22 protein-coding genes are annotated in these 23,103 nt (G+C 54.6%); 9 read left to right on the forward strand and 13 right to left on the reverse strand.

The features are described from left to right. Positions 1–8: 8 nt before the first annotated feature. The 6 genes from AAFJ72_RS08555 to AAFJ72_RS08580 all read left to right on the forward strand — a co-directional run bounded on the left by AAFJ72_RS08555 (position 9) and on the right by AAFJ72_RS08580 (position 7,656). Entirely contained in the window at positions 9–632 is a 624-nt protein-coding gene (locus tag AAFJ72_RS08555) for a sporulation protein (protein WP_432776754.1), read from the forward strand. A 117-nt stretch (positions 633–749) separates the two neighbouring features. Continuing rightward, positions 750–3,956 (forward strand): BTAD domain-containing putative transcriptional regulator, encoded by a 3,207-nt coding sequence (locus tag AAFJ72_RS08560; RefSeq protein ID WP_432776755.1) that lies wholly within the window; start codon positions 750–752, stop codon positions 3,954–3,956. Between the two features lie 114 nt (positions 3,957–4,070). After that, complete coding sequence (locus tag AAFJ72_RS08565) at positions 4,071–4,655, forward strand: TetR/AcrR family transcriptional regulator (protein ID WP_432776756.1); 585 nt, start codon at positions 4,071–4,073, stop codon at positions 4,653–4,655. A 36-nt stretch (positions 4,656–4,691) separates the two neighbouring features. Next, positions 4,692–5,882 carry an HlyD family secretion protein gene (locus AAFJ72_RS08570; protein ID WP_432776757.1) on the forward strand — a complete coding sequence of 397 codons (1,191 nt, stop codon included), beginning with the start codon at positions 4,692–4,694 and terminating at the stop codon, positions 5,880–5,882. After that, on the forward strand, positions 5,875–7,050 hold the full coding sequence (locus AAFJ72_RS08575; protein ID WP_432776758.1) for an ABC transporter permease: 1,176 nt from the start codon (positions 5,875–5,877) through the stop codon (positions 7,048–7,050). Before AAFJ72_RS08570 ends, AAFJ72_RS08575 begins: the two co-directional genes overlap by 8 nt. Before the next feature lie 93 nt (positions 7,051–7,143). After that, positions 7,144–7,656: a DUF3907 family protein gene (locus tag AAFJ72_RS08580; protein WP_432776759.1), complete on the forward strand. Its 513-nt coding sequence runs from the start codon at positions 7,144–7,146 to the stop codon at positions 7,654–7,656. A gap of 26 nt (positions 7,657–7,682) precedes the next feature. On the opposite strand, the gene AAFJ72_RS08585 is transcribed toward AAFJ72_RS08580, so the two are convergent. The 7 genes from AAFJ72_RS08585 to AAFJ72_RS08615 all read right to left on the reverse strand — a co-directional run bounded on the left by AAFJ72_RS08585 (position 7,683) and on the right by AAFJ72_RS08615 (position 14,556). Then, positions 7,683–8,276, reverse strand: a complete 594-nt coding sequence (locus tag AAFJ72_RS08585; RefSeq protein WP_432776760.1) for an NAD(P)H-dependent oxidoreductase — start codon at positions 8,274–8,276, stop codon at positions 7,683–7,685. 32 nt (positions 8,277–8,308) lie between these two features. Next, the gene (locus AAFJ72_RS08590) at positions 8,309–9,709 is read right to left on the reverse strand and encodes a S8 family peptidase (protein ID WP_432776761.1); all 1,401 of its coding nucleotides are present in this window, start codon (positions 9,707–9,709) and stop codon (positions 8,309–8,311) included. A 70-nt stretch (positions 9,710–9,779) separates the two neighbouring features. After that, positions 9,780–10,412 (reverse strand): trimeric intracellular cation channel family protein, encoded by a 633-nt coding sequence (locus AAFJ72_RS08595; protein ID WP_432776762.1) that lies wholly within the window; start codon positions 10,410–10,412, stop codon positions 9,780–9,782. A gap of 26 nt (positions 10,413–10,438) precedes the next feature. After that, positions 10,439–11,215, reverse strand: coding sequence for a Cof-type HAD-IIB family hydrolase (locus AAFJ72_RS08600; RefSeq protein WP_432776763.1), 777 nt, complete (start codon positions 11,213–11,215; stop codon positions 10,439–10,441). Positions 11,216–11,342: 127 nt separating this feature from the next. Continuing rightward, the gene (locus tag AAFJ72_RS08605; protein WP_432776764.1) at positions 11,343–12,458 is read right to left on the reverse strand and encodes an ABC transporter ATP-binding protein; all 1,116 of its coding nucleotides are present in this window, start codon (positions 12,456–12,458) and stop codon (positions 11,343–11,345) included. 109 nt (positions 12,459–12,567) lie between these two features. Then, complete coding sequence (locus tag AAFJ72_RS08610) at positions 12,568–13,602, reverse strand: PucR family transcriptional regulator (protein ID WP_432776765.1); 1,035 nt, start codon at positions 13,600–13,602, stop codon at positions 12,568–12,570. A gap of 45 nt (positions 13,603–13,647) precedes the next feature. Beyond that, the gene (locus AAFJ72_RS08615; protein ID WP_432776766.1) at positions 13,648–14,556 is read right to left on the reverse strand and encodes a metallophosphoesterase; all 909 of its coding nucleotides are present in this window, start codon (positions 14,554–14,556) and stop codon (positions 13,648–13,650) included. A 164-nt stretch (positions 14,557–14,720) separates the two neighbouring features. Between AAFJ72_RS08615 and acsA the strand changes: the two genes are divergently transcribed. After that, positions 14,721–16,436: an acetate--CoA ligase gene (acsA, locus tag AAFJ72_RS08620; RefSeq protein WP_432776767.1), complete on the forward strand. Its 1,716-nt coding sequence runs from the start codon at positions 14,721–14,723 to the stop codon at positions 16,434–16,436. A 111-nt stretch (positions 16,437–16,547) separates the two neighbouring features. Here acsA and AAFJ72_RS08625 read toward each other — a convergent pair whose 3' ends face one another. The 3 genes from AAFJ72_RS08625 to AAFJ72_RS08635 all read right to left on the reverse strand — a co-directional run bounded on the left by AAFJ72_RS08625 (position 16,548) and on the right by AAFJ72_RS08635 (position 18,764). Beyond that, on the reverse strand, positions 16,548–17,585 hold the full coding sequence (locus AAFJ72_RS08625; protein WP_432776768.1) for a cation diffusion facilitator family transporter: 1,038 nt from the start codon (positions 17,583–17,585) through the stop codon (positions 16,548–16,550). Next, entirely contained in the window at positions 17,474–17,905 is a 432-nt protein-coding gene (locus tag AAFJ72_RS08630) for a hypothetical protein (protein ID WP_432776769.1), read from the reverse strand. The genes AAFJ72_RS08625 and AAFJ72_RS08630 overlap by 112 nt, the downstream gene beginning before the upstream one ends. A gap of 457 nt (positions 17,906–18,362) precedes the next feature. Continuing rightward, positions 18,363–18,764, reverse strand: a complete 402-nt coding sequence (locus AAFJ72_RS08635) for an ArsR/SmtB family transcription factor (RefSeq protein WP_122903962.1) — start codon at positions 18,762–18,764, stop codon at positions 18,363–18,365. A 103-nt stretch (positions 18,765–18,867) separates the two neighbouring features. Here AAFJ72_RS08635 and AAFJ72_RS08640 point away from each other — a divergent pair, with 103 nt between their 5' ends. Both AAFJ72_RS08640 and AAFJ72_RS08645 read left to right on the forward strand, forming a co-directional pair. Continuing rightward, positions 18,868–19,908, forward strand: a complete 1,041-nt coding sequence (locus AAFJ72_RS08640; protein ID WP_246005758.1) for a permease — start codon at positions 18,868–18,870, stop codon at positions 19,906–19,908. Between the two features lie 11 nt (positions 19,909–19,919). Beyond that, positions 19,920–21,038, forward strand: coding sequence for a TIGR03943 family putative permease subunit (locus tag AAFJ72_RS08645; protein WP_122903963.1), 1,119 nt, complete (start codon positions 19,920–19,922; stop codon positions 21,036–21,038). Positions 21,039–21,117: 79 nt separating this feature from the next. Here the strand turns inward: AAFJ72_RS08645 and AAFJ72_RS08650 are convergent, their stop codons facing one another. The 3 genes from AAFJ72_RS08650 to AAFJ72_RS08660 all read right to left on the reverse strand — a co-directional run bounded on the left by AAFJ72_RS08650 (position 21,118) and on the right by AAFJ72_RS08660 (position 23,068). Next, positions 21,118–21,516 (reverse strand): SET domain-containing protein, encoded by a 399-nt coding sequence (locus tag AAFJ72_RS08650; RefSeq protein ID WP_432776770.1) that lies wholly within the window; start codon positions 21,514–21,516, stop codon positions 21,118–21,120. A 98-nt stretch (positions 21,517–21,614) separates the two neighbouring features. Beyond that, positions 21,615–22,265 (reverse strand): response regulator, encoded by a 651-nt coding sequence (locus AAFJ72_RS08655; RefSeq protein ID WP_122903965.1) that lies wholly within the window; start codon positions 22,263–22,265, stop codon positions 21,615–21,617. Beyond that, complete coding sequence (locus AAFJ72_RS08660; RefSeq protein ID WP_432776771.1) at positions 22,262–23,068, reverse strand: sensor histidine kinase; 807 nt, start codon at positions 23,066–23,068, stop codon at positions 22,262–22,264. The genes AAFJ72_RS08655 and AAFJ72_RS08660 overlap by 4 nt, the downstream gene beginning before the upstream one ends. Positions 23,069–23,103: the final 35 nt, after the last annotated feature.

Raw genomic sequence — 23,103 nt, forward strand, 5'->3', positions numbered from 1 at the left:
GTTTTTTGTTGAAGCGAATTGGTTATTGCCTATATGCGTCGATTTTGCTTGTCGCTCTGATGACGGGCTGCACGCCAAACAAGGAACAAGGCACCGAGGATCGCAACGGTAACGAGGCCAAATTCGATGCGTACGGCATCAACTTTCGCAATGACAATGTCGGAATGGACAAAGGGCCAGCGGCAATGATTACCCAGAAAATGGTTCATCATCGCGAGCCGCATCTCGTCGCCTATCTGGAGCGGCATGCGGAAAAGGTGCCTGGCGTAGCCGATTTGAAAGTGCTGGCGTACAAGGACACGCTATTAATCGGTGTTTTGCCACTGGATACGCCCAAGCCCGATGAAATCAATCCGCGTCCGTCGATCCGGCATACGCCGGGAAGGATTGTGCGCAACGACAACGGACATACAGATGCGCTGCAAAAGCGCGTGGTGGATCGAATGCGAAGCAGGCTGCAGAGCGAGTCGCGCTTCAACTTGATGTACGTGTCCACGAACAGGGCGGTTTACGACCGCATCTTCGATTTGCACCAGCGTATTCTTCGCGGCGAGGCAGTCAGCAACGAAGAGTTCCAGGTGCTGCTCAACGATATTGGCTATACCGTCAAAGGGTACAATCTCGTCGATTGACAAAAAGCCACCTGGATGTCCGGGTGGGCTTTTTGTTGAGCGTGGCTTGCGGCAGGAGTTTTGCAAGAAATGGGGAAATAGTCTGGAAGAGTAGGTGAACGGCAAGGAGTGCAACCGATGAGTCATTTCCAGGTACCCATTTCCAAAATCACGCTTCCTTCGCAAAAGCCGTATGTGCTCAGGCGTCCTGCGCTGGCGCGGAAGCTGCGGCTGCTCGCTCATGCCCGGCTCTGCCTGATCCACGCCGGGGCGGGGTACGGCAAAACGACATCGTTTGCCACGTTTTTGCACGATGAAGCGCGATCTGCTTCCTGGTATTTCATCACGGAAGAAGATACTGCGCTTCCCGATTTTTTGTGGTGTCTCTTGGAGAGTGTCCGGCGTGTCATTCCTGATTTTGCACCGTCTTTGCGCGAACTGCTTTTTAATTTGGCGGAAAAGCAACAGGAGCATACGGCAGAAGCCAGGCGGCTCGCAGATTTGTTTGGCCACGAATGCGCCGGGCTCCCCGACGATTTTGTGATCGTTTTGGACAACTATCACCGGATTGCAAGCGGAAGTGATGCCGACAGCTTCGTGTCCGAGCTGGTTGAGCTGCTGCCGCACAAAGTCAAGCTGGCGATCCTGACCCGTGTTCGTCCCGACTGGGCACAGTTGGAGTTGCTAACGGCGCGCGGCGACTGTCTGGAGCTTGCGACGGATGACTTGGCGTTTACGCTGGAAGAGAGCGAAGCTTTTTACTCGGATCAATACGACATTGCCCTGACTGACGACGAATGGAGGCAGGTCGAAGAAGTCACGCGTGGCTGGGTGATCGCGTTGCGCTCGATTGGGGAAAAAATTGCACGGGGCTTCCGGCTGGCAGACAGTCTGCACGAGCTGTCCCGGCTGCTGCATTTGCTGGAAGCGGACGTGTGGATTGGCCTTGCCGAAGACATGCAGCAGTTTTTGATGGAGGCTGCGGCCCTGGAGGCGTTTACCCGCGAAGACTGCGAGCAGGTCTTGGGGGCTGCGGCGCTGGAAAAGCTGGAGGAGGCGAAACGCAGTCATCTGTTTTTGCACGTGGACGAGCGGGGGATGCATGGTTTCCACCCGCTGTTTCAGCGGCTGTTATCGAGCAAACTTGCGTCGCGCCAGGACATTTACCGGCGGGTCAACCAGGGAGCGGCCGTCTGGTACCGCCGCAAAGGCGAAGAAGAGCGGGCGTTCGAGCGCTTGCGCCTGATTGAACAGTGGGACGTGCTCGGTACATGGGTATGCATGGCTGCGGAGCGCTTTTTGAGTGCGGGCGTGCTGGACGGGCTGTACAAATGGCTGACGCTGTTGCCGGATTCGATCAAAGCAGAGGAGCACTGGCTCTGGTTTTACCAGGGAGAGGTGGAGCGCTACCGCTGTCTGTACGCCAAGGCGTTTGCCTCCTATGAGCAGTTTCTCGCCTTTTGCGAGAAAAAGCACGACCGGATCGGGCTGTGCCGCGGGTTGGAAGGCAAGGCGAGAGTCCATCTCGACAGCGTGCAGGGCGTCAAGGCGGAGGAACTGCTCAAACGGGCAATCCAGCTGCTTCCACCGCAAGAGCAGGAAAGCGAGATGGCCCCAAGACTGTACCGTTTGCTGGCGGAAATTTATACAAACCGCGGAGATTCGAGGCTGGCGGCGGCGTGGTATGAAAAAAGCCAGGAGCTGGAGCAGCAGACAGAGGTCGAGCTGGAGTCGCGGCTTTTGTTTCGCACGGGACGGTTGCAGTCGTCCATCCAGCTTTTGGAGAACAAATGGCAACTGGAGCAGACCAGGCATCCGGCCTTGACGCGCTCCTATCGGGAAACGTCGCTGTTGCTGTCTTTCGTCTATGCGCTAAACGGCGAGTGGGAGCGCGGCTTGGAGGCGGCGGAGACAGCCATTCAGCTTGGACGTGCGGCGCATTCCCCGTTCGTGGAGGCGAATGGCTACGTCAGAAAAGCGCATGCGGCGCTCATCGGCCAGGCACTGCCCGCCGAAGAGATTCGCCAGCTTTACGAAAAAGGCTTGCAAATGATGGAGGAACTGCAGTCCACGCGAGGAAAATCCGAGACGCTGCTCGGGCTGACGCTGTTTCACGCCAGTGGGAAGGCGCTCGATCAGGCGCTGTTGTACGGCAAACGAGGGATACACGAAACCGAGGCCATGCGCGACGACTGGTTGGGCAGCCTGGTGCGGATGGCAATCGGAATCGCCTATGCCAGATACGGCAAGGACGAAGAGGCGCTGGAGACGTTTCGCGACTGCACGGAGCGGCTGAGTCGTTGTGGAGACAGCTATCATGTGGCGATTTGCCAGCTGTGGCAAAGCTTTCTTGCGTACCGCAGCAAGCAGTGGGAGCTGTTCGTCCCCGCTGTAACGCAGGCGCTGTCGCTGATGCAGACAGGCGAGTACGCCTTTTTGCTGCAGCGTCCGACCCTGCTCACTCCGTACGACGTGCAGCAGCTGATGCCGATTCTGCTGGAAGCGGAACAGCGAAAAGTATCACCGGACTACGTTTCCCAACTGTTAAACGATCTCGGCTTGCAAAATGTCACGTTTCACCCTGGCTATACCTTGCGCATCCAGACGTTGGGGGCGTTTCGCGTCTGGCTGGGCGAGCGCGAACTGAGCGAGAAGGCGTGGCAGCGCGGAACCGCCAAGCTGTTGTTCCAGCTGCTGTTGACCAAGCGCCACCACCTGCTGGCTCGCGAGGACATTATGCACCGTCTCTGGCCGGATAGCCTGGAAGAAGCGGCGATCCGCGATTTCAAGGTCGCGCTCAACGCCTTGAACAAAGCGCTGGAGCCAAACCGGACAGCGCGGACGGACACCTTTTTTATTCAACGCCATGGCAGCTCCTACGGATTCAACCTCGCGTCCGGCTATCATCTGGATGTGGAGGAGTTCGAAAAGCTGGTCACATCGGGATTGGCCGAGCAGGACGAGCGGCAGGCGGGCGTTTTGCTGGAAAAAGGGCTCAGCTACTACCAGGGCGAGTACATACCGGAGTGCCGCTACGAGGAATGGTGCGTAGAAGAACGGGAGCGACTGCAGGCGCTGTTTTTGCGGGGCGCGGAAAGGCTGGCGAAAATCAGGCTGGAGCAGCGGCAACTGGAAAAAGCGATTCGCTGGTGCGAGGCGATCCTGCAGGTGGACGATTGCTGGGAGGAAGCGTATCGGCTGCTGATGACCGCTTACTACGAGCTAAACAACCGGACACAGGCCATTCGCTGGTACAAAAAATGCGTGGCGAAACTGCAGGAACAGCTCGGCGTCGCGCCGATGCCGGCGACAGTGGAGACGTACAACCGAATCAGGGAAGAATGAAAGACCGTGGGCGAGCGGTCTTTTTGCTTTTCATGTTGACAAAATCAGGAGGGATCCTTATACTGATTTTTGTACTGACCAGTCAGTTTAATAAAGGCGAGGGGGATGGGAGTGATGGCAACATCCAAAAAAGATCAAATTGCCCAAGGGGCGCTGACCGCGTTTGCCCAGCTAGGCTACAGCGAAACGACGATGGACGCGATCGCGGAAGTGGCACAGGTAGCGAAAGGCACCCTGTACTACCACTTCTCGACCAAAGAGGAGCTTTTTTTGTACGTGATTGAAAAAGGCGTGAAGATGCTGATTTACCATGTTGACAGTGTGATGCAAAACGAAGAGCTGTCTTTGGATGAACGCATGCTGAATGTGCTGGATGAGCATCTTCGCTTCTTTTCCGAAAATCACGAGCTGTGCTTCCTCTTGCTCAGCGTCTTTACAGGGGACGAACAGCGCGATTTGACCGTCGCCAACCTGTTGACCGGTTATTTTACGATGATGGAAACCTATCTGAAACAAATGCAGGAGCAAGGCTACATACGCCCGGATATTGAAATCGGGACGCTTGCTTCGGGATTGTTTGGCATGGTCGGTTTTACGGCGATCCGCAAGCAATATCGCAAGGAACCGTTGGACACGCAGGAAAACAGGCATACACTGCGCTGCTTTTTGGCAGGCATGCTGCAAGCCAAACAATCGTAAAGCCCATACAGAAAAGTCACAGAGGAGAAATCGACGATGAAAAAACGAGCATGGATCGGAGTGGCCGGTTTTGCGGCCGTAATCGCAGTCTTGGGAACAGTGTTGTTCTCATCTGGCGGAAGCAGTCTGGCAGGGCAAAAAACGATGCCGCTGACAGGTGTGATCGAAGGGACGGAGGTGGACTTGTCCTTTAAAATGGGCGGCTCCATCGAACAGATTGCCTTTAAGGAAGGCGATGAAGTAAAAGCAGGGCAAGTGGTCGCCACCTTGAACAGCGAAGAGCTGCTGGCGAAAAAGGAACAGGCGGAAGCAGCCTACCGTCTGGCGCAGGTGAAGCTCGACCAGGCGAAAAAAGGGGTATCGCTGACGGAGAGCACAAGCAATGCCCAGGTCGATCAGGCGCAAGCGGTAGTCAGCTCGGCGGCGGCTCAGCTTGCGGCGAACAAAAACGGGGCGCGCAGTGAAGAAATCGCCCAATTGAAAGCGAAGCTGCAGGCTGCGCAAACAGCGAACCAGATTGCCTCTACCAACCTGGAGCGGATGCAAAAGCTGCTGGCAGAGGGCGCTGTTCCACAGGTAAAAGTCGAGGAAGCGCAAATGCAGGCGGAAAAAGCCCAAGCAGAACTGAAGGCTGCTGACGAACAGTTGAGAATGGCCCAGTCCGGCGCTCGCCGCGAGCAGGTTGATGCCGCACAGGCCCAGCTCGATCAGGCCAAGGCAGCCTACAAGCAAGCGGTAGCGGCACGCGATCAGGTAGGCTTGAAGGAGCTGGACGTGAAATCGGCCGAGGCTGGCGTGCTGCAAGCAAAAGGCGCTCTCGCGGAAATCGAGGCGTATTTGAACAATACTAAGCTGGTCGCGCCAATGGACGGAGTGGTCAAATCCGTTGCCGTGCAAAAAGGCGAGCTGGTCGCGCAAGGCTTTACGGTCCTTACGCTGCAAGCAAAAGCTGATAACTACGTGAAGCTTTACGTGAACGAATATGCCCTTGGCCAGATCAAGACAGGCGACACGGTCAACCTGTTCGTCCCTGCGCTCAACCGGGAAGTAGAGGCGAAAATTGCCACGATTGCTCCGGCAGCAGATTTTGCCGTCAAAAAGGCAACACAGGAGCTGGGCGACCGCGACATCCGTTCGTTCCAGGTGAAGCTGCTCGTCTCTGATCCAGAACTGCGGCCAGGCCTGACGGTCGAATGGAAGCTCGAAGGAGCTGTTGAAGGTGAGTAACTTCTCCCGGCTGTTCTTTCATGAATGGAAAAATCTGTTTGCCAATAAAACGATTCGCAATGTCCTGTTTATCGTGCCAATCATATACCTGACGCTGTTTGGCTTTTTGTACAGCGAAAAGAAAGTGATGAACATCCCGACCGTCATGGTCGACGCGGACCAGACTGAGCTGAGCCGCGAACTGTACCGGGCGTTTGAGGCTGACAAGACATTTAAGATTACGTCCATCGTCGGAACGGAAGAGGAGGCGATGCGGCTGGTTGACAAGGGCGAGGCGAACATCGCCCTGTTGATTCCGGCTGATCTGGAAAAAAACGTCAAATCCGGACGGCCCGCAGAAGTTTTGACCGTCATTGACGGCAGCAACATGATGATCTCGAACACGGCTGTCCGCGCCGCGAGTACGGTGGTCAAATCCGTGGCCGCAGGTGCGACGCTGAAAAAAATGGAAGCAATGGGCAGCTGGGGCGAGGAAGGGAAAAACTTGTTCACCGGAATCGACTTTCGCTACCGCGTGCTGTACAATCCGACGTTCAGCTACATGTCCTTCATGGTATTCGGCTTGACGGGAACGGTGCTGCAACAGGTCCTGTTCCTTGGAATTGCCTTGTCGGTCGCGCAGCAGAAGGAAGAGGGAACGTGGAAGGAGACGCTTGCCTCGCACAGCTTTTTCGCGATCACGGCAAGCAAGCTGCTGCCGTACTTATTGGTAGGCACGTTCAATGTGTTTCTGGGCTTCACCCTGCTTTTGAAAGGGTTTGAAATTCCGTACTACGGCAGCACCCTTGACCTGATGCTCGTCGCAACGGCGTTCAACCTGGCGGTGCTTTCCATCGGCTACGCGATTTCCTTTTTCTCCAAAGACCAGTTGCAGGCTACGCAGATTGCGATGATGATTGCCGTTCCTTCATTTATGCTCTCCGGCTTCACCTGGCCGCTCGCTTCGATGCCAACTGCGGTTGCCGCGATTGGTAAATCTTTGCCGTTGACATACTTCCTCGACGGCGTGCGGGAGATATTGAGCAAAGGGCATGGGCTGTCCTACGTGGCATATGATTTGGGCGTTTTGGGCTTCATGACCCTCTTGGGTTTGTTCCTGGCCTACGTCACATACTTGTTGCAGACAAGGAAAAATAAGGAGGTCGTTGCCGAAACGACAACGGTTTAGCGAGTTTTGCAGAAAAGAAACCCTTGTGTTGTAAAGAAAATTTCTTATATACTTACTAAAAAAGGGCAGATTCTTCAACGCAAGGGGGACAATATGGCAGCGACTCATCTGAAGCAATTGTGCGAAGAGACATACACCAAATTGAAAAAGGTAAGCATGGAACTGGAACGTTATCTCAATCAAGTTACCTTGTCTGGCCTTGTAGCTGCATCAGGCGATCCGGAAGAGTATGAAACCTACTATCGTGCCTATCTTTCCGATTTGCGTCACCTTTTGGTTTACTGTGAAAATGCGTACGACAGGCTGGGAGTATCCTTGCGCCGGGCACGATTTAACGAGGAGTTTGCTGAAGAGGTACTGTATCAGGTGTACCACACCTGTATCAATTCCTTCTATTATCCCAAAGGCGAGGTTTATGAGGAAGACAGCCGCTATGCCTACACGGGACAAGACTGCATCATTTTCCGCAAACAGGTAACGCCCGAACTGCAACAACTGACTTTGTCCTTGTCCAAAGTGTTTGAGCAACTGCGTAATGAATTGCAATACTACGAAAATGACTATATAGCCAAAAAACGGCGGCATAAAGAACAAGCACAGGTGTAAGGGCCTGTGCTTGTCGCTTTTTATGGCTATACGCCGAGCGGCTTGCGTACTCCTCCGGCGATTTTCTCGACTTCGGCAAGCATTTGCTCGCGTGCTGCGTTCTCCACATAAGGAACGGCTGCGAAATTGCGATAGGTGACATCGTAGCCGATCATGGCGAGCGTGCCGTCCACAATCTGTTTCTTCACCACATCGTCCAGGCCGCTTTTCTTCATCTCCGCTTCGGACTCCCGCGTCGTCGTAAGGACGATGGCCTGCTTGTTTTGCAAAAGGCCGACAGGTCCGCCAGATTCGTAGCGGAACGCGAAGTTGTTTGTAAACACCCGGTCGATATAGCCTTTGAGAATCGCAGGAGTCGACCACCACCAGACAGGGTAAATCATCACCAGCAAATCGGCTTCGGAAATCAGCTGCTGTTCTGTCAATATATCCCGGGAGGCTGACCCGCTGGATACGTTTTGCATGTCTGCCGCATCGAAGACAGGCTGGAATTTCATCTGATACAAGTCGCGCACTTCGCAGGCGATCTGCTGCTTTTGCAGCGCCCGGGTGACGCGGTCGAGAATGGCGTGACAGAAGCTCTCTTTTCCTTCGTGAGCAAAAACGATGCAGGCTTTCATTGTCCATTCCTCCGTTGTTTTCGTCTGTTTGATTATTCGAAGCCAAAGCGCAGGCGCATGAAAAATTTGTTCAGCAGCCCGCCGACCGTATTTTGTGTATTCGTCGTGTCAACTGGTTCTGCCGGCTTGATTTGCCGCAACGTCTGATTGACGTCAATCATCCCGTAGCCGTACAACTGGTCGTGACCGGGGGCGCCAAGGTCTTTGGCCGATTGCCGGATCAGCTTCATCACTTCGTGGTTTTTCATGTCGGGTTGGACGGAGCGCACCAGCGAGGCGAGCGCTGCCACGTGCGGACAAGCCATGGAAGTGCCGGAGAGCGAGGCGTAGTCGCTGTAAATGTACGTGCTCGGAATATCGACACCGGGAGCGGCGACATCCACGTAATCCCCAAAGTTGGAAAAATCGGCGCGTTCCTTGCGGTGATCGACAGCCGCAACGGCGAGCACTTCCTCGTAGGCAGCGGGATAGCTCGGCTGATCGGTGGCGTCGTTTCCGGATGCTGCGACGAGCACGACGTTTTTCTCATACGCATAGCGGCAGGCTTCCTTTAAGGCGGCGGATGACGTGTAGTTGCCGACACTGAGGTTGATGACGTCTGCTCCGTGGTCGGTCGCCCAGTAGATGCCACGTGCGATGTCGACGGCCGAGCCGGAGCCGTCTGCGCCGATTGCCTTGATCGGCATCAGTTTGCTGTTCCACGACATGCCGGCAATTCCGTCTGCGTTGTTCGTTTTTGCGGCAATGACGCCAGAGACGTGTGTGCCATGCCCGTTGTCGTCTGCCGGACGGTTGTTGTCTTCCAGCACGTTGTAGCCTTCGACGAGTTTTCCGGCAAATTCGGGGTGATCGAGATCAATTCCCGTATCGATGACAGCCACAATGACATCACTGCTGCCTGCGCTCACATCCCAGCTCTGCTCCATGCCGATCAGCGGCAAGTTCCACTGGTACTCCGAGTAGTACGTGTCGTTTGGCTTGCGGTTGGGCAAAAGCAGGTAGTTCGGCTCGGCAAACACCGAGTCGGGATGCTCGGCCAGCTTTTTCATCAGCTGCTTCGTCGTCAGGCTTTTGGATTTGATGATGAGAAAATGCTCAAAGTCGCGCTTGATTTTCGCATCCAGGGAAGCGACCAGCTGGTCAATTTTTTTCTGCTCTGGACGAGGGGAGAAACGGACGACGACTTCATGCTCGACGTAATGGCTTCGGTCACGCGGGTTGTGGCGCAGTGTCTGCACGTGACTGCTTTTTTCCAGGTTCCTGCGAATGTCCTTGACCTGCTCGATATAGTTGATCCGCGGTATGGTCGCTCCGATGGAAGTGACGCGGGGATGAGGTTCGCGCATTTCCTGCTCGGCAATGTGGTGACGATAAGGAATGACGACCAGACCGATCAAGGCAAGAGCGGCGATAATCGGGGGCAAGACGCGCAAAAAAACTCACTCCCTCCAGTGCTGATGCTTATAGCGTGCACAGGGAGGGAGTGATTATGAAGGAAATAGCTTACATTCGGTTGTCAAAAGGACGAACCTGGACGGGACGAAGCGAACGGCGCGGGAGCTTCCACCCTTTATAGACGGAAACCATCCGGAAAGCGATGATCGCGGAAAACAGGGTGTACAACTCGCCAACCGTTGTCGCCCACTGGAGGCCGACCGCAACTCCGGCAAGCATCGCCCAGACGGCATAAATTTCTTCCTGGAACACAAGCGGTTTGCGTCCGGCCAACACATCGCGGATGATTCCGCCGCCGATTCCGGTCAGAACCGCGGCAACGATGGTGGCGCTCAGCGGGTAGTTCATTTGGGTAGCGTACAGAGCACCCTGAATGGCAAAGGCAGAGAGCCCGACTGCGTCAAAAAACATGCCACACTTGTTCCATAAGCCAAGGTAGTGATGGGGGAGTACAAACACGATCAGCATCGAAACAAGGGCGATCGTAAACAGCGTTCCCTGATTCCAAAACTGGGTGAAGGGGATTCCAAGCAACAGATTGCGCATGATCCCGCCGCCAAATGCAGTGGCCAATCCGAGAACGATTACGCCCAGGATGTCGTAATCTTCCTCCATGGCAATGATCGCGCCGCTGATGGCAAACGCGATGGTGCCAATGATGTTAAACCATTCCCAAGACATGTATTATTCAACGTCCTTCCTGATTTCTAGTTGATAAGCCCAAGCTGCTGCAAGCCGTACCGGATGCCGTCCTCGTTCACATGGCGAGTGACCATCCGGGCAAAAGGCTTCAATTGTTCATGGGCATTTCCCATGGCGACGCCCATTCCGACGTAGGAGAGCATCTCCTTGTCGTTCAGTCCATCTCCGAACGCTACGGCATCAGCGGGAGTCAGGCCTTCGTGCTTGAGGATGGCTTCGATGCCGCGCGCCTTCGAGCCGCCTTTCGGGAGAATGTCGAGGACGTGTTTGTGCCAGCGCACGTACGACACCTGCTCGAATGCTTCCGTATAGATCGCTTCTTCTTCGGCAGTACAATACAGAAACGCCTGGTAGATCGGAGCGACCTCCCAGTAGCGATGGTGATGGGCCGGAGCAGGCAAACGCAAGAACGCGAACGAGTCGAGGATGTGCGGGTGATCGGCTGTGTTCGCATAGCACTCTTCATGGCTTAAAAACACCATCGGATGGGCATTGCCTTTTGCCTTCTGTTCCAGCTCGGCCAATGTCGTCGCGGCAAAAGGAGTATGATGAATGACTTGATTCCCGCTCACGACATAGGAGCCGTTAAACCCGACGAACGTATCGATTCCAAGCTGCCGGGCAATCGGCATCAGATGGTACGGCGAGCGGCCCGTTGCAATCGCTACGCGGATACCGTTTTGCCTGAGCTGGTGCACGGCGTCCACGGTTGATGGCGGAATCGCGTGCTCCGTGTTCAAGAGCGTGCCGTCGATGTCGAAAAAGACAATTTTGTACGCCATTTTTCTCTCCACTCTTTCTTTTGTTTCCTAATAAAATAACTGCCGTTTGTAAAGGCGCCACGGACTGAAACGTTTGAGGGCAATAGAAAAAGGAATGCCGGAAAAGACATTCCTTTTCACTCCGCTATTAGAATACAGCCACTTCCGTCTCGCTGTCAAATAGATGACATTTGGAAAGATCCATGGCGAGCTTGACTGTCATTTTCGCTTTCAGATCCTCGCGGGAATCCACACGGGCGACCATTTGTGTCTGGCCGACATTATGGAAGTAAACGTACAACTCGGAACCCATGTTTTCCACAACTTCAATCTGTGCCGTAATCGCGCTTTCGAACGGATTGGCTTCGATAAAAGACGTATCGCTGTAAATATCCTCAGGGCGAATGCCGAAGATGCCGGGCTTGTGCACATACCCTTTGGCGCGCAAAATTTTCGCCTTGTCTTCCGGGAAGCGGACGTGAATGTTGTCGGCATCGAAGTACAGGGCACCGTCTTTTTCGGAAATGAGACCTTTGACGAAGTTCATGGCAGGGGAGCCGATAAAGCTGGCTACAAACAGATTGGCGGGATGGTTGTAAATCTCGCTCGGCGTCGCCACCTGCTGGATCACGCCGTCTTTCATCACGACAATCCGGTCGCCCATCGTCATCGCTTCTGTCTGGTCATGGGTGACGTAGATGATGGTCGTGTTCAGCCGCTGGTGCAGTTTCAAGATTTCCGTACGCATCTGGACGCGCAGTTTGGCGTCGAGGTTGGACAAAGGCTCGTCCATCAAAAAGACTTGCGGCTCCCGCACGATGGCCCGTCCGAGCGCGACACGCTGCCGCTGACCGCCGGAAAGCGCTTTGGGCTTGCGGTCCAGCAGGTGGGAAATATCGAGGATGCGCGCCGCTTCCTGAATTCGCTTGTCGATCTCGCTTTTGGAAAACTTGCGCAGTTTCAAGCCGAATGCCATGTTTTCATACACATTCATATGCGGGTAGAGGGCATAGCTCTGGAACACCATCGCGATGTCCCGATCTTTGGGAGCGACGTCGTTGACGCGGCGATCGCCAATGTACAAATCGCCCTTGGAGATTTCCTCCAATCCGGCAATCATCCGCAGCGTCGTCGATTTTCCGCAGCCGGACGGCCCGACGAGGACGAGAAACTCCCGATCCTGAATGTCCAGATGAAAATCATTTACCGCTGTTACATTTTCGCCATAAATTTTGTATATGTGGTTCAATGTCACTTTTGCCATGCAAGAGGCACCTCCTTGAATAATCGGGGAGCAGATTCCGAGGTGTTTTTTTGCAAGAGTAACAATTATTGTACAATTCAGCTATAGGCGAAGTATACAAAATGTTTTGTTAAGACTGCCGAAAGAGCAAATAGAGCTGCAGCAGAACGGCGTCAGCGAACTGGCGGGGATCGAGGCCCGTCTGTTCAGTCAGCTTGTCCAGTCGATACAAGAGCGTGTTGCGGTGCAAAAAAAGCTGGCGTGCCGTCTCGCTGACATTCAACTGCTTGACGAACAGCGTTTCCAATGTTTCCAGTTGCTCTGCACTGAGTTGCGGCATCGACATCAGCGCGGCAAGTTCACGGGCAATCGCCTGCGCGACTTCTTGAGGCAGAGAGACGGCCCAGCGCTCCAGCGGATACATCCAGTCTCCCGCCACCATCACCTGTGCCTGGTATTGCTGCAGGGCCCGAGATAACAGCAGCTGCCCGGTGAGCGTCTTTTCCAGGGAGGACGGCGCGGCCACAGGTGTGCTGACGATGATGCGGACGGGCTCCATCCATTCGGTAGAGATAAGGTCGTACAAACCGGATGCCCATTCCAGCAAGTCGGTCCGTTCCTTTGCGCCCTCAAGGATTGAAATCGGGAGCAAGAGGACAGAATAAGCATGACTCAACGGGAAAAAGGCGAGGCTTGCAGCTGTCGGCATGTACGCAGTCGTTTCGCGGAAAAACGGGTGCAGGCAGCTTTGCAGCGTTTCCCATGTGCCTGTTCCTTCTGTCCGGTTGCGCTCGATCAAAAACGATAGACGCTCTTCTTTCCACGGCCAGAGGGCATCCAGACGTTCGGGGGGAGCCTGTCGCGGACCCGTGACGAAAGACTTCAGCCACACCGCGATTTGCTCGTGCAGTGTCGGGGGTGCTTTTTCTGCGGAGCGGGAAAAAAACAGACTCAGCAAGGAACGGGCAGAAGCGGGCCACTGGATCGCTTCAATCAGCACGAGATAGACGGCGTCGTGCTCTGAAGCAAGCGAAACGAGCTCCCAGCCTTTTTGCTCCCATTCCTGCCGAGTCTGGCTGATTTCCTGTTCCAAAACTTTGAGGCAAACGATCGGCAAATTCGTAGCCTGCCTGATTTGCTCGACTTCTTTCATCCATTTTCCCACAGCAAAGACCTCCGTTACAAACAGCTAACGTAGGTCTATTATACATTACTCCAGTGCAAGAGTGGCGGCGCTTTCTTGCATACCAGACGGCTGTGCTGCTTTTGGCTCGGCGCTTTCAGGCTGGTTTGCCCGCCCCAGCGTGTGCAGCGTCATTTCCGGACGGGAGCGGAGGCGGACATTCAGCCCGGTTTGACCAAGACCTTCACTGATGTAAAAAGGGCGTCCGTCCATCTCATGAAGCCCTTTGACCATGTTCAGCCTTGGCAGCTTCCCCATTTTGGCCAAATGGTAGGGACGCGGCCAGTGAATTTGCCCGCCGTGAAAATGGCCCGCCAGCAAGTAATCGTAGTCGTAATTTTTCATGTGCAATACGAGATTCGGGTCGTGCGTGAGAACGAGGCGCGCACCTGACGCGGGAACCGCTTGAAACGCTTTTTCCAGCTGACTGCGGCGCGTGCTGTAATCATCGACGCCGATAATGTGCAGCGGCTGGCCTTTATGGGTAAGTGTCTCGTGCTCGTTGATAAGGACGCGGCAGCCGATCCGGACAAGCTCCGATTTCAGTTGGGCCAGCTTTGACGGCGGCAGGACGTAGTCGTGGTTGCCAAACACGACGAACGTACCGAGCGCAGGCTGCAATTGCATCAGCTGCTCGATGTAGCTGACGGCTTTCGGAATGTTTTTATGGCGATCCAGCAAATCGCCGGTAATCGCAATCAGGTCGACTGGTTGCCCGGAAAAATCGCGAACGATCCGCAGCGGGTCAATCGACAAATTTTCCATGTGCAAGTCGGACAGATGCAGGATCGTAAGCGGTTCGAAATCTTGCGGATGATCGACATGCTGCGACGGCCGCAGCGGGATTGTGACGTAGTTCGTATGGACATCAAAAGTATTGCGATACGCTTTGACAAAGAGCAAGGCGACAGCGACAATCAGCAAAAACCATAGCATCTCTTTCGGCCATCTCCTTTCTCTCCAATGGTAGTGTCATTATAATCGATTTCGGCTCTTTTCGAATAAGTAGGTTCTGGCAGAAGGAATTTGCTGAAAAGTGCAGAAATATTATGAATGTTGTGTAGCAATGAATTCTATGAGGGGTTTAGGAGAGTGAGAGCATGAACGTAGAAAAAATTCCGGCGACAGAAGGCCGATTCAACCTGGAGAATTACGACGAGACGTACGCCAATTTTGACTGGAAAGATGTCGAAAAGCAATTTTCCTGGTATGAAACGGGAAAAGTGAACATGGCTTATGAAGCCATTGATCGCCACCTTTCTACTGAGCGCAAGGACAAAGTTGCTCTGCTGTACAGCGATCTGACCCGAGAAGAATCCTACACCTTTGCCCAGCTGAGTGAGTTGTCCAACAAGTTCGGAAATGTACTGCGTGATCTGGGAATCAAAAAAGGAGACCGCGTGTTCGTCTTCATGCCGCGTACTCCCGAGCTTTATGTAAGCGTTTTAGGAACGTTGAAGCTCGGCGCGATTGTCGGGCCGTTGTTCGAGGCTTTCATGGAAGCTGCGGTGCGTGACCGCCTGGAAAACAGCGAAGCGATCGCGATTGTTACGACTCCGGCTCTTTTGCCGCGCATTCCGGTGTCCGAGCTGCCTGCCCTCAAACACGTCATTGTTGTCGGGGCAAAAGAGGAGCTCGCAGAAGGGCAAGTCAGCTATGAAGAAGCGATGGAAAAAGCATCCTCCGAGCTTGAAATCGAGTGGGTGGATCGCGAGGATGGCATGATTTTGCACTATACGTCCGGTTCGACAGGAAAACCAAAGGGCGTGCTGCACGTCCACAACGCCATGATTCAGCAGTATCAGACAGGAAAATGGGTGCTGGACCTGCGGGAAGACGATGTGTACTGGTGTACCGCTGACCCAGGCTGGGTGACAGGTACAGCGTACGGCATTTTCGCTCCTTGGCTGAACGGCGTCACAAACGTCGTTCGCGGTGGCCGCTTTACGCCGGAAGACTGGTATAAAACGATTGAAAAATATAAAGTAACCGTTTGGTACAGTGCGCCTACGGCATTCCGCATGCTGATGGGAGCAGGCGATGAGCTTGTGAAACGCTTCGACCTGTCCAGCCTGCGCCATGTGCTGAGCGTCGGGGAGCCACTCAATCCGGAAGTCGTGTATTGGGGCTTGCGCGTGTTCAACCAGCGTATCCACGACAACTGGTGGATGACAGAGACGGGCGCCCAGCTGATTTCCAACTACCGCAGCATGGCGATCAAGCCAGGCTCGATGGGCAAGCCGATTCCGGGCGTCTATGCGGCCATTATCGACGACCAGGGCAACGAGCTGCCGCCAAACCGGATGGGCAACCTCGCGATTCGCGTCGGCTGGCCATCGATGATGCGTCAAATCTGGAGAAACCCGGAGAAATATGCGGAATATTTCAGCATTCCAGGCTGGTATGTATCGGGCGACTCGGCGTACAAGGATGAGGAAGGCTACTTCTGGTTCCAGGGCCGGATCGACGATGTTATCAACACGTCGGGCGAGCGTGTCGGCCCGTTTGAGGTCGAGAGCAAGCTGGTCGAGCATCCGGCTGTTGCCGAAGCAGGGGTGATCGGCAAGCCTGATCCTTTGCGGGGCGAAATTATCAAGGCGTTCATCTCGCTGCGTGCAGGCTATGAGCCAAGCGAAGCCTTGATGGACGACATCCGCAAGTTCGTGAAGGAAGGGCTGGCTGCCCACGCCGCTCCACGCGAAATCGAGTTCCGCGACAAGCTGCCAAAAACGCGCTCCGGAAAAATCATGCGCCGTGTCCTGAAGGCATGGGAACTGGGGCTGCCGACAGGCGATCTGTCCACGATGGAAGACTAAGGAGAACAGACAAGAACCATCTCTCTTTGGCAGGGGAGATGGTTCTTTTTATTGTTTGGTGGGGGGAGGGAGGGATCTGAGGATGGCGCACGTGGTAATGGCGTGCGTGTTTTAGTGGGAATGTCTGTGCTGATGAGAGTGACCGTGTTCATGTGAATGTCCGTGTTCATGCGGATGTCCGTGTTCATGCAAATACTCGTGTCCATGCGAGTGCTCCCGCGCCCCTCCCTGGCAATGCAGTTCGCCGTGCGAGTTCGAAGAGTTTTCAATCTGGATCGTCGCGTGCGTGATGCCGAATTCTTTTTGCAAAAGCTCCAGTGCCGCATTCAGCACAGGGTAGCTCGGCAAGCCGTCCTCCACGATGAGATGGCACGTCAGCGAGTCAAAGCCGGAAGTGACTGTCCAGATGTGCAGATCGTGCACCTTGCGCACGCCGTCGAGCTGGCCGAGACGTGCTTCCACCTTTGTCGTGTCGATGCGGGAGGGCGCTCCTTCCAGCAGGATGTTGACCGATTCCTTGGTGACGCGCCAGGCGCTGATGAGAATCAGGAAGGCGACGATGATGCTGATGAGCGGGTCGGCGATGTACCAGCCGAAAGCGAGCATCAGGATGCCGCCAAGAATCGCGCCGACAGAGCCGAGCATGTCGCCCAGGACGTGCAGGTAGGCGCTGCGCACGTTCACGTTGTCCTTGTAGTCGCCGCGCATGAGGACGAAGGCGGCGGCGATATTGGCAAGCAACCCGATGGCGGCAATGACGATCATTTTTCCGCTGGCCACCTCGGGAGGCTGGAGCAGGCGTTGGAAGCCTTCCCAGAAAATGAACAAGGAAATCAGCACGAGCGTGACGCCATTTGTCAAGGCGGCGAGAATTTCAAAGCGCTGCATCCCGAACGTTCTTTTGGCAGAAGGGGGCCGCGCAGCAAAGTGCAAGGCAACGAGGCTGAGCAACAGCGCCAGGGCATCGCTGAGCATGTGGCCGGCATCGGACAAAAGGGCAAGACTGTTGGTGAGAAAGCCGCCGATTGTCTCGACGATCAAAAAAAGCGTGATGATGAGAAAAGAGGTGAGCAGCGCTTGTTTGCTCGCTCCTTTTCCGTGGTGATGATGGTCGTGTCCATCTTCGTGATCGTGATGGTGGAATCCCATAATGTAAACCTCCTCTGTCGGGTCGCTTTCGCGATTATATGTTCCGCAAGAAAAAAAGCGTCTTTTTCCACGCCGCCCATGAGTGCAGAGCCGCGTGTATGCTGCCAGGGAAGCCCGAGAAAATACAGCCCCGGCACAGCGGTGACACCGCGCTCATGCCGCGGCCAGCCGCTTGGATCGAGTACGTCTGCCATGGACAGCAAGCTGTAGTGGGGGCGAAATCCGGTCGCCCATAAAACGCTCTGGAAGTTCGCCTGCCCGCGGTCCGCGAAATAGGCGGTCTTGCCCGCAATGCGAACGGTTCTGGGCACGGTCTGCATGGCACCGCTTTTCCTCAGCGTTTTATCTGTTTGGAGTAGCCAAAAATCGGATCAGGCCGTTTTATCAGTTGCTTTCCGACCCACGACGAGCGCGGCGCGGAAAGCAAGCCAAACAGCTGCATGTAGTCAAAAATAGTTTAGCCCAAAACGTACATAGGCAGATGAACGCGCGGTTGTCCGCCGGAAAAAATGACAGGGCGGTGTCGGGCAAGCTCTACAGCGATTTGCGCGCCCGAATTGCCTGATCCGACGACGAGGACGGCAAAAAATGGCCCAACGCAAGGCCGGACTGGCCGCCGCCAACGATGATGACCTCGTAGTCGTGCATGGAGAGATCTTCTTTCAGCCAGGAATTTACCTAAATCATACCACATTCATTATAATATTCAAGTAATTATTTGAATTAGAGTCAAAAAAATAAAGCCGCCACAAATGTGACGGGCCACAATGGAACTGCTCAAGAACGAGCTGTCTTTTTCGATTGCTTCAATTCGGCTGCATGCTCGATCCCGCACATAATCAGATGGCGAACATGGTCGTCGTCCAGGGCGTAGTAGACGAGCTTTCCGTCCTTGCGGTGCCGGGCCAGTCCCATATTGCGCAGCAAACGCAGATGATGGGAGGCGTTGGCAATCGAGGTGTTGATCGTGGCGGCGACATCGCACACGCACAGCTCGCCCTCCAGCGCCAGGGCGTAAATGATTTTCGCACGCGTGTCGTCAGCCAGCGCTTTGAACAGGGGAGCGACACCTTCTGTTTCGCTCATCTTCGGCCGCAGCCTGGTTACCTTCGCCTCATCGACCGTTTGGATCTCGCACATGTCTCCTTCTTCAGCAGCACGTTGAATTTCCAGCCCCATGCTTTTCCCCCCGGCACAGTTGATTTTTTCATTATAAAACGGAATGAGTCGGAAAAAAAGCCGGGAAGCCGAAGGAAAGTGCGGAAAGAGTGTCTAATTAGGAATGATGACGATTTATGTGAAGGAGTGGAGTTCTGACGTGCTGGCTAAAATTCGGCCCTTCCTCATAGAAATAATAGGGGCCGTCCTGCTAGGTTTAAGTGTCGTATGGCTTACGGCAGACCGGGATTATAGTTGGTTTTCCGGATTTCGCATCGAGTGGTCTTCGCGCTGGCTCGATGTCAAAACGTTTTTTCTCAGCATATTGCTTGAGGCCATCCCTTTTGTCTTGCTAGGTGTGTTTTTTTCCGCCTTCATCCAGACGTTTGTCTCGGAAGAGCAGGTCAGGCGCTGGATGCCGAAGCACCCGCTCGTCGCGTTGCCGATTGCCGGATTGCTCGGCTTTTTGTTTCCCGTGTGCGAGTGTGCGATCGTCCCGGTTGTCCGCCGTCTGATTCAAAAGGGGATGCCTGTGTCCGTCGGCGTTGTGTTCTTGCTCGCCGGACCGATTGTCAATCCGGTGGTACTCTCCTCGACCTATGTCGCCTTCGCGCGGCAGCCGGACATGGCGCTGTACCGGGGAGTCGTCGGCTTTCTCGTCGCGCTGGCTGTCGGCTTGTTGGTCTGGCTCTTTGTGAAAAAGAACCCGTTGCGACTCGGGACGGAAGCGCAAATTCGCCATGAAGCCGCCCATAGCGAAGCGATGCGGGGCAAGCTGTCGGCAACTTTTGCGCATGCGGTTGACGAATTTTTCGACATGGGCAAGTTTTTGCTGTTCGGGGCATTGGTCAGCAGCATCCTGCAAGTGTACATCAGCCGCGACTTTTTGGTACAGATCGGACAAACACCGATTACGTCCCATCTGGTCATGATGGGCATGGCTTACTTGTTTTCGCTTTGCTCGGAAGCGGATGCCTTTATTGCTGCATCGTTTTCGGGCACGTTTCAAAGCAGCTCGCTGCTCGCTTTTCTCGTCTTCGGACCGATGCTTGATTTCAAAACGACGCTGATGCTTCTCTTGACATTCCGCTTCGGATTTGTCGTCAAGCTGGTCGTCGCCATAACAATGCTGGTGTTGGCGGTTACGCTGCTAATGCCGATCTAGGGGGAGGAAAAATGAACCAGACGAACTGGACCTGGCACTATTTGATGCGCAGCCTGATTTTGGCCGGATTCGCCGCGCTGTTGTCCTACCTGATCTGGACGGAAAAGCTGGGGCACTACCTCGCGCCGAAGCTGCATGCGCTAAGCTACGTCACGCTAGGCATTCTCGTCATCTTGACGATAGTGAGTGTGCGACATGTGTTCACGGGAAACCGGGCGTACGAGTGCGACTGCGAAGAAGCGCATCAGCTGCCGCGCACGCGCTGGGGCTCGCTTGTCATCTACAGCCTGTTTTTGCTGCCGATCCTCATGGGCTTTTTCATGCCGGACAAAATATTGGGGAGCGCCGTAGCGGAAAACCGCGGGGTTACTCTGCTTGGCAGCGACGCCAGAAAATTGGCGGCAGTGGCGACAGAAACCGGGCAGCCGGAAGCAGCATCCCAGCCTGCCGGAGAGCAGGGAGGACAGGCTGCACCGCCACAGCAGGCAAATGCGCAGGGCATGGCGGAAACAACAACAGGTGAAGCTCAGACGAATGAGTCGCAGACAGCACAGCAACCCGCGCCGCCGAAAGCGACAGAGCAGGCAGCGAGCGCAGAGGCGACAGCAGCGGATACAGCGCCGAATGCTGCCTCCCAGCCGTCCGGTGCCAATCCGTCCATGAGTGAAGACGAGCTCAAGCGATACTTTTCTGGCGGGGGCTTTGGCGATTTTTACACCGATATTGCTGCTGCCATGTACAAGCAGCCTGTGATCTCGCTTCACGATAAAATTTTTCTGGACGGTCTGACGACGTTGGAACTGTACGCCAAAGACTTTGCGGGAAAACAGTTGGAGACGCTCGGCTTTGTATACAGAGAGCCTGGGCTTGGCGACAAACAGTTCGTCGTGGCGCGTTTTTCGGTGACGTGCTGCACGGCCGATGCCAGTGTCTTCGGTATTCTCGTGGAGAGCGAGGACGCCAGCAAGTGGGCGAAGGACAGTTGGGTCAAAGTGCGGGGCAAGCTGGAATTGCGCCAGGTCGACGGCTATGACATGCTCGTGCTGAAGGGTGCGAAAATTGAGCCAGTGAAGGCGCCGAAAGATCCGTATGTGTATTACAGCTATGAGGCGGCGGATATTCAATCGTAAAAAGTGTGGCAACACGGTAGAGGAATGAAAAAAGGAGCATCTCAAAAGTGGCAATATCGCCTTTTGAGATGCCCCTCGCTTATCCTTGCTTGCCGGACTGCTTCTCTTCGTCAAACCAGAGCGGATCTTCGCAGTCTTCCTCGCCGTTGTAGTTAATCAAAATCTCTTCGCCTGCGTGAATGTCGCGATAGGCGTAGAAATCGAACGTGTGGTTGTCAAAGTTGATACTGTACGTGGCGTTTGGCGTGTAGGAATGGTTGAATAGCATGCCGTAGCCGAGCAAGAATGCGGTATGGTTGGCACCGTATTCAAAGGCGTAGTCTGCCAAAAGCGTTTTTTCGATATGTTCGTGTTCCTCATTCAAATAAGGAAGAACCGGAGCTTCATGGAGCAATTCGCCTTTTGCAAAATCGCGCATGGCGAAAACGCCTCTGTTTAATTCTCCGTTGCTCAGCTTGGAGGTCCTGACTTCGAGCATGTGGTTCACCTGCCATTCTTCATGTCTGGAATCGTAAAACGAGTCCATCTAAGAATGACAGTGGTTGGCACGAAAAGCAACTGTTTTCGAATGGGAGCTTACTTTTTCATAATCAGATGGTGGCGCACCGCGTAGGCGGCAAGCTGCACGCGATTGCTAAGCTGCAGCTTTTCCAGGATGTTTTTCAAATGGTTTTTCACCGTGTTTTCCGCGATAATGAGCGCTTCGCTGATTTCCCGGTTCGTCTTTCCGGCTCCGACGTACATGACGATTTCCCGTTCGCGCGGCGTCAGCACATCCGGCACAAGCTCGTCTACGTGTTCCTCCTGTCTGAAGCTGTACATGAGTCTGGTTGCCATCTCCCGCGTCAGCTCGCTGTCTTCGCCAAGCAACGCGTGCAAATAGTTGATCCAGTCGTCAGGCTCCAGGTTTTTCAGCAGGTAGCCTTGCGCGCCGAACTGGATTGCCGTAATCAGGTCTGCGACGTCATCCGAGACGCTCAGAATGACGACCTTGATATGCGGATACGCTTTTTTCACTTCGCGGGTCGCTTCCAGACCGCTCCATTTCGGCATGTTGATGTCCATCAGCACCAGGTCTGGCTGCAGTTGTCCGCAGAGCAAATACGCTTCCTCGCCGTTTTCAGCCTCCCCGATCACCTCAAAAGAAGGGTCCGGGTCGAGAAGCGAGCGAATCGCCATGCGAGCCATCGGGTGGTCGTCTGCGATCAGGACACGGTATGCGTTCATTTCGAAAAACCTCCAGCTTGGGCGGTCAGGCGAATGGTCGTGCCGCCTTCTGCCCGTTTTTGAATGTCAATCGCGGCGTTCAACTGACGCGCCCGCTCGCGCATCATCGACAGGCCGTATTTTTTCGTGTCTGGCTGGGTGTGGGCAATTCCCAGGCCGTCGTCTTCGATGACAAGCTCCCAGCTACGCGGCTCGCCTGTCGCAAGCCGAATCCAGGAATGCTTGGCCTGCGCATGCTTGCGGATATTGGCAAAAGCTTCCTGGATAATTCCGAACAGCTGCACTTCTTCGGCAGGGGTAAAAAAGCTTTCCTGCACGCGCAAATCGGCTGCGACATCGACGCCGGACAAGGCACTCCACTGCGCCAGCCATTTTTCCAGCCGCTGGTCGAAGCTGCCTTCCTCCGGCAACGAGCGCAGATTGAAAATCGCCTGGCGCACGTGGTTGTCGATGGCGGAAACGGCTACTCTGGCGTCATCCAGATGCCCTTGCTTGAGCTTGACATTGAGAAAAAACAAAGACTGCGCGATGCCGTCGTGCAACTCCCTGGCCAGACGTTCGCGTTCCTCGTACACGGCGCGTCTGGCTTGCTCCTCGACGATCCGCGCATTCATCTGCCTGATCGTGCGAAACATCCAGGTGGCGAACAAAAAAGACAACAACAGTGTCAGCAAAGTAATATAGACGTTGCCCGTTTCCATGGACATATAAGGCAGCAAGAAATCGTGCCGAACAAATTCGAAGCCCCCGATGATGATCGTGGGAATGAGCACGGTCAGCCAGTAAAACAAGCGATACGACATCGAGATCCCTTCTTTACGGTTGGTCATCACTCCTA

The organism is Brevibacillus gelatini (assembly GCF_050920745.1).
In the GTDB taxonomy this organism is placed as follows: Bacteria; Bacillota; Bacilli; order Brevibacillales; family Brevibacillaceae; genus Brevibacillus; species Brevibacillus gelatini.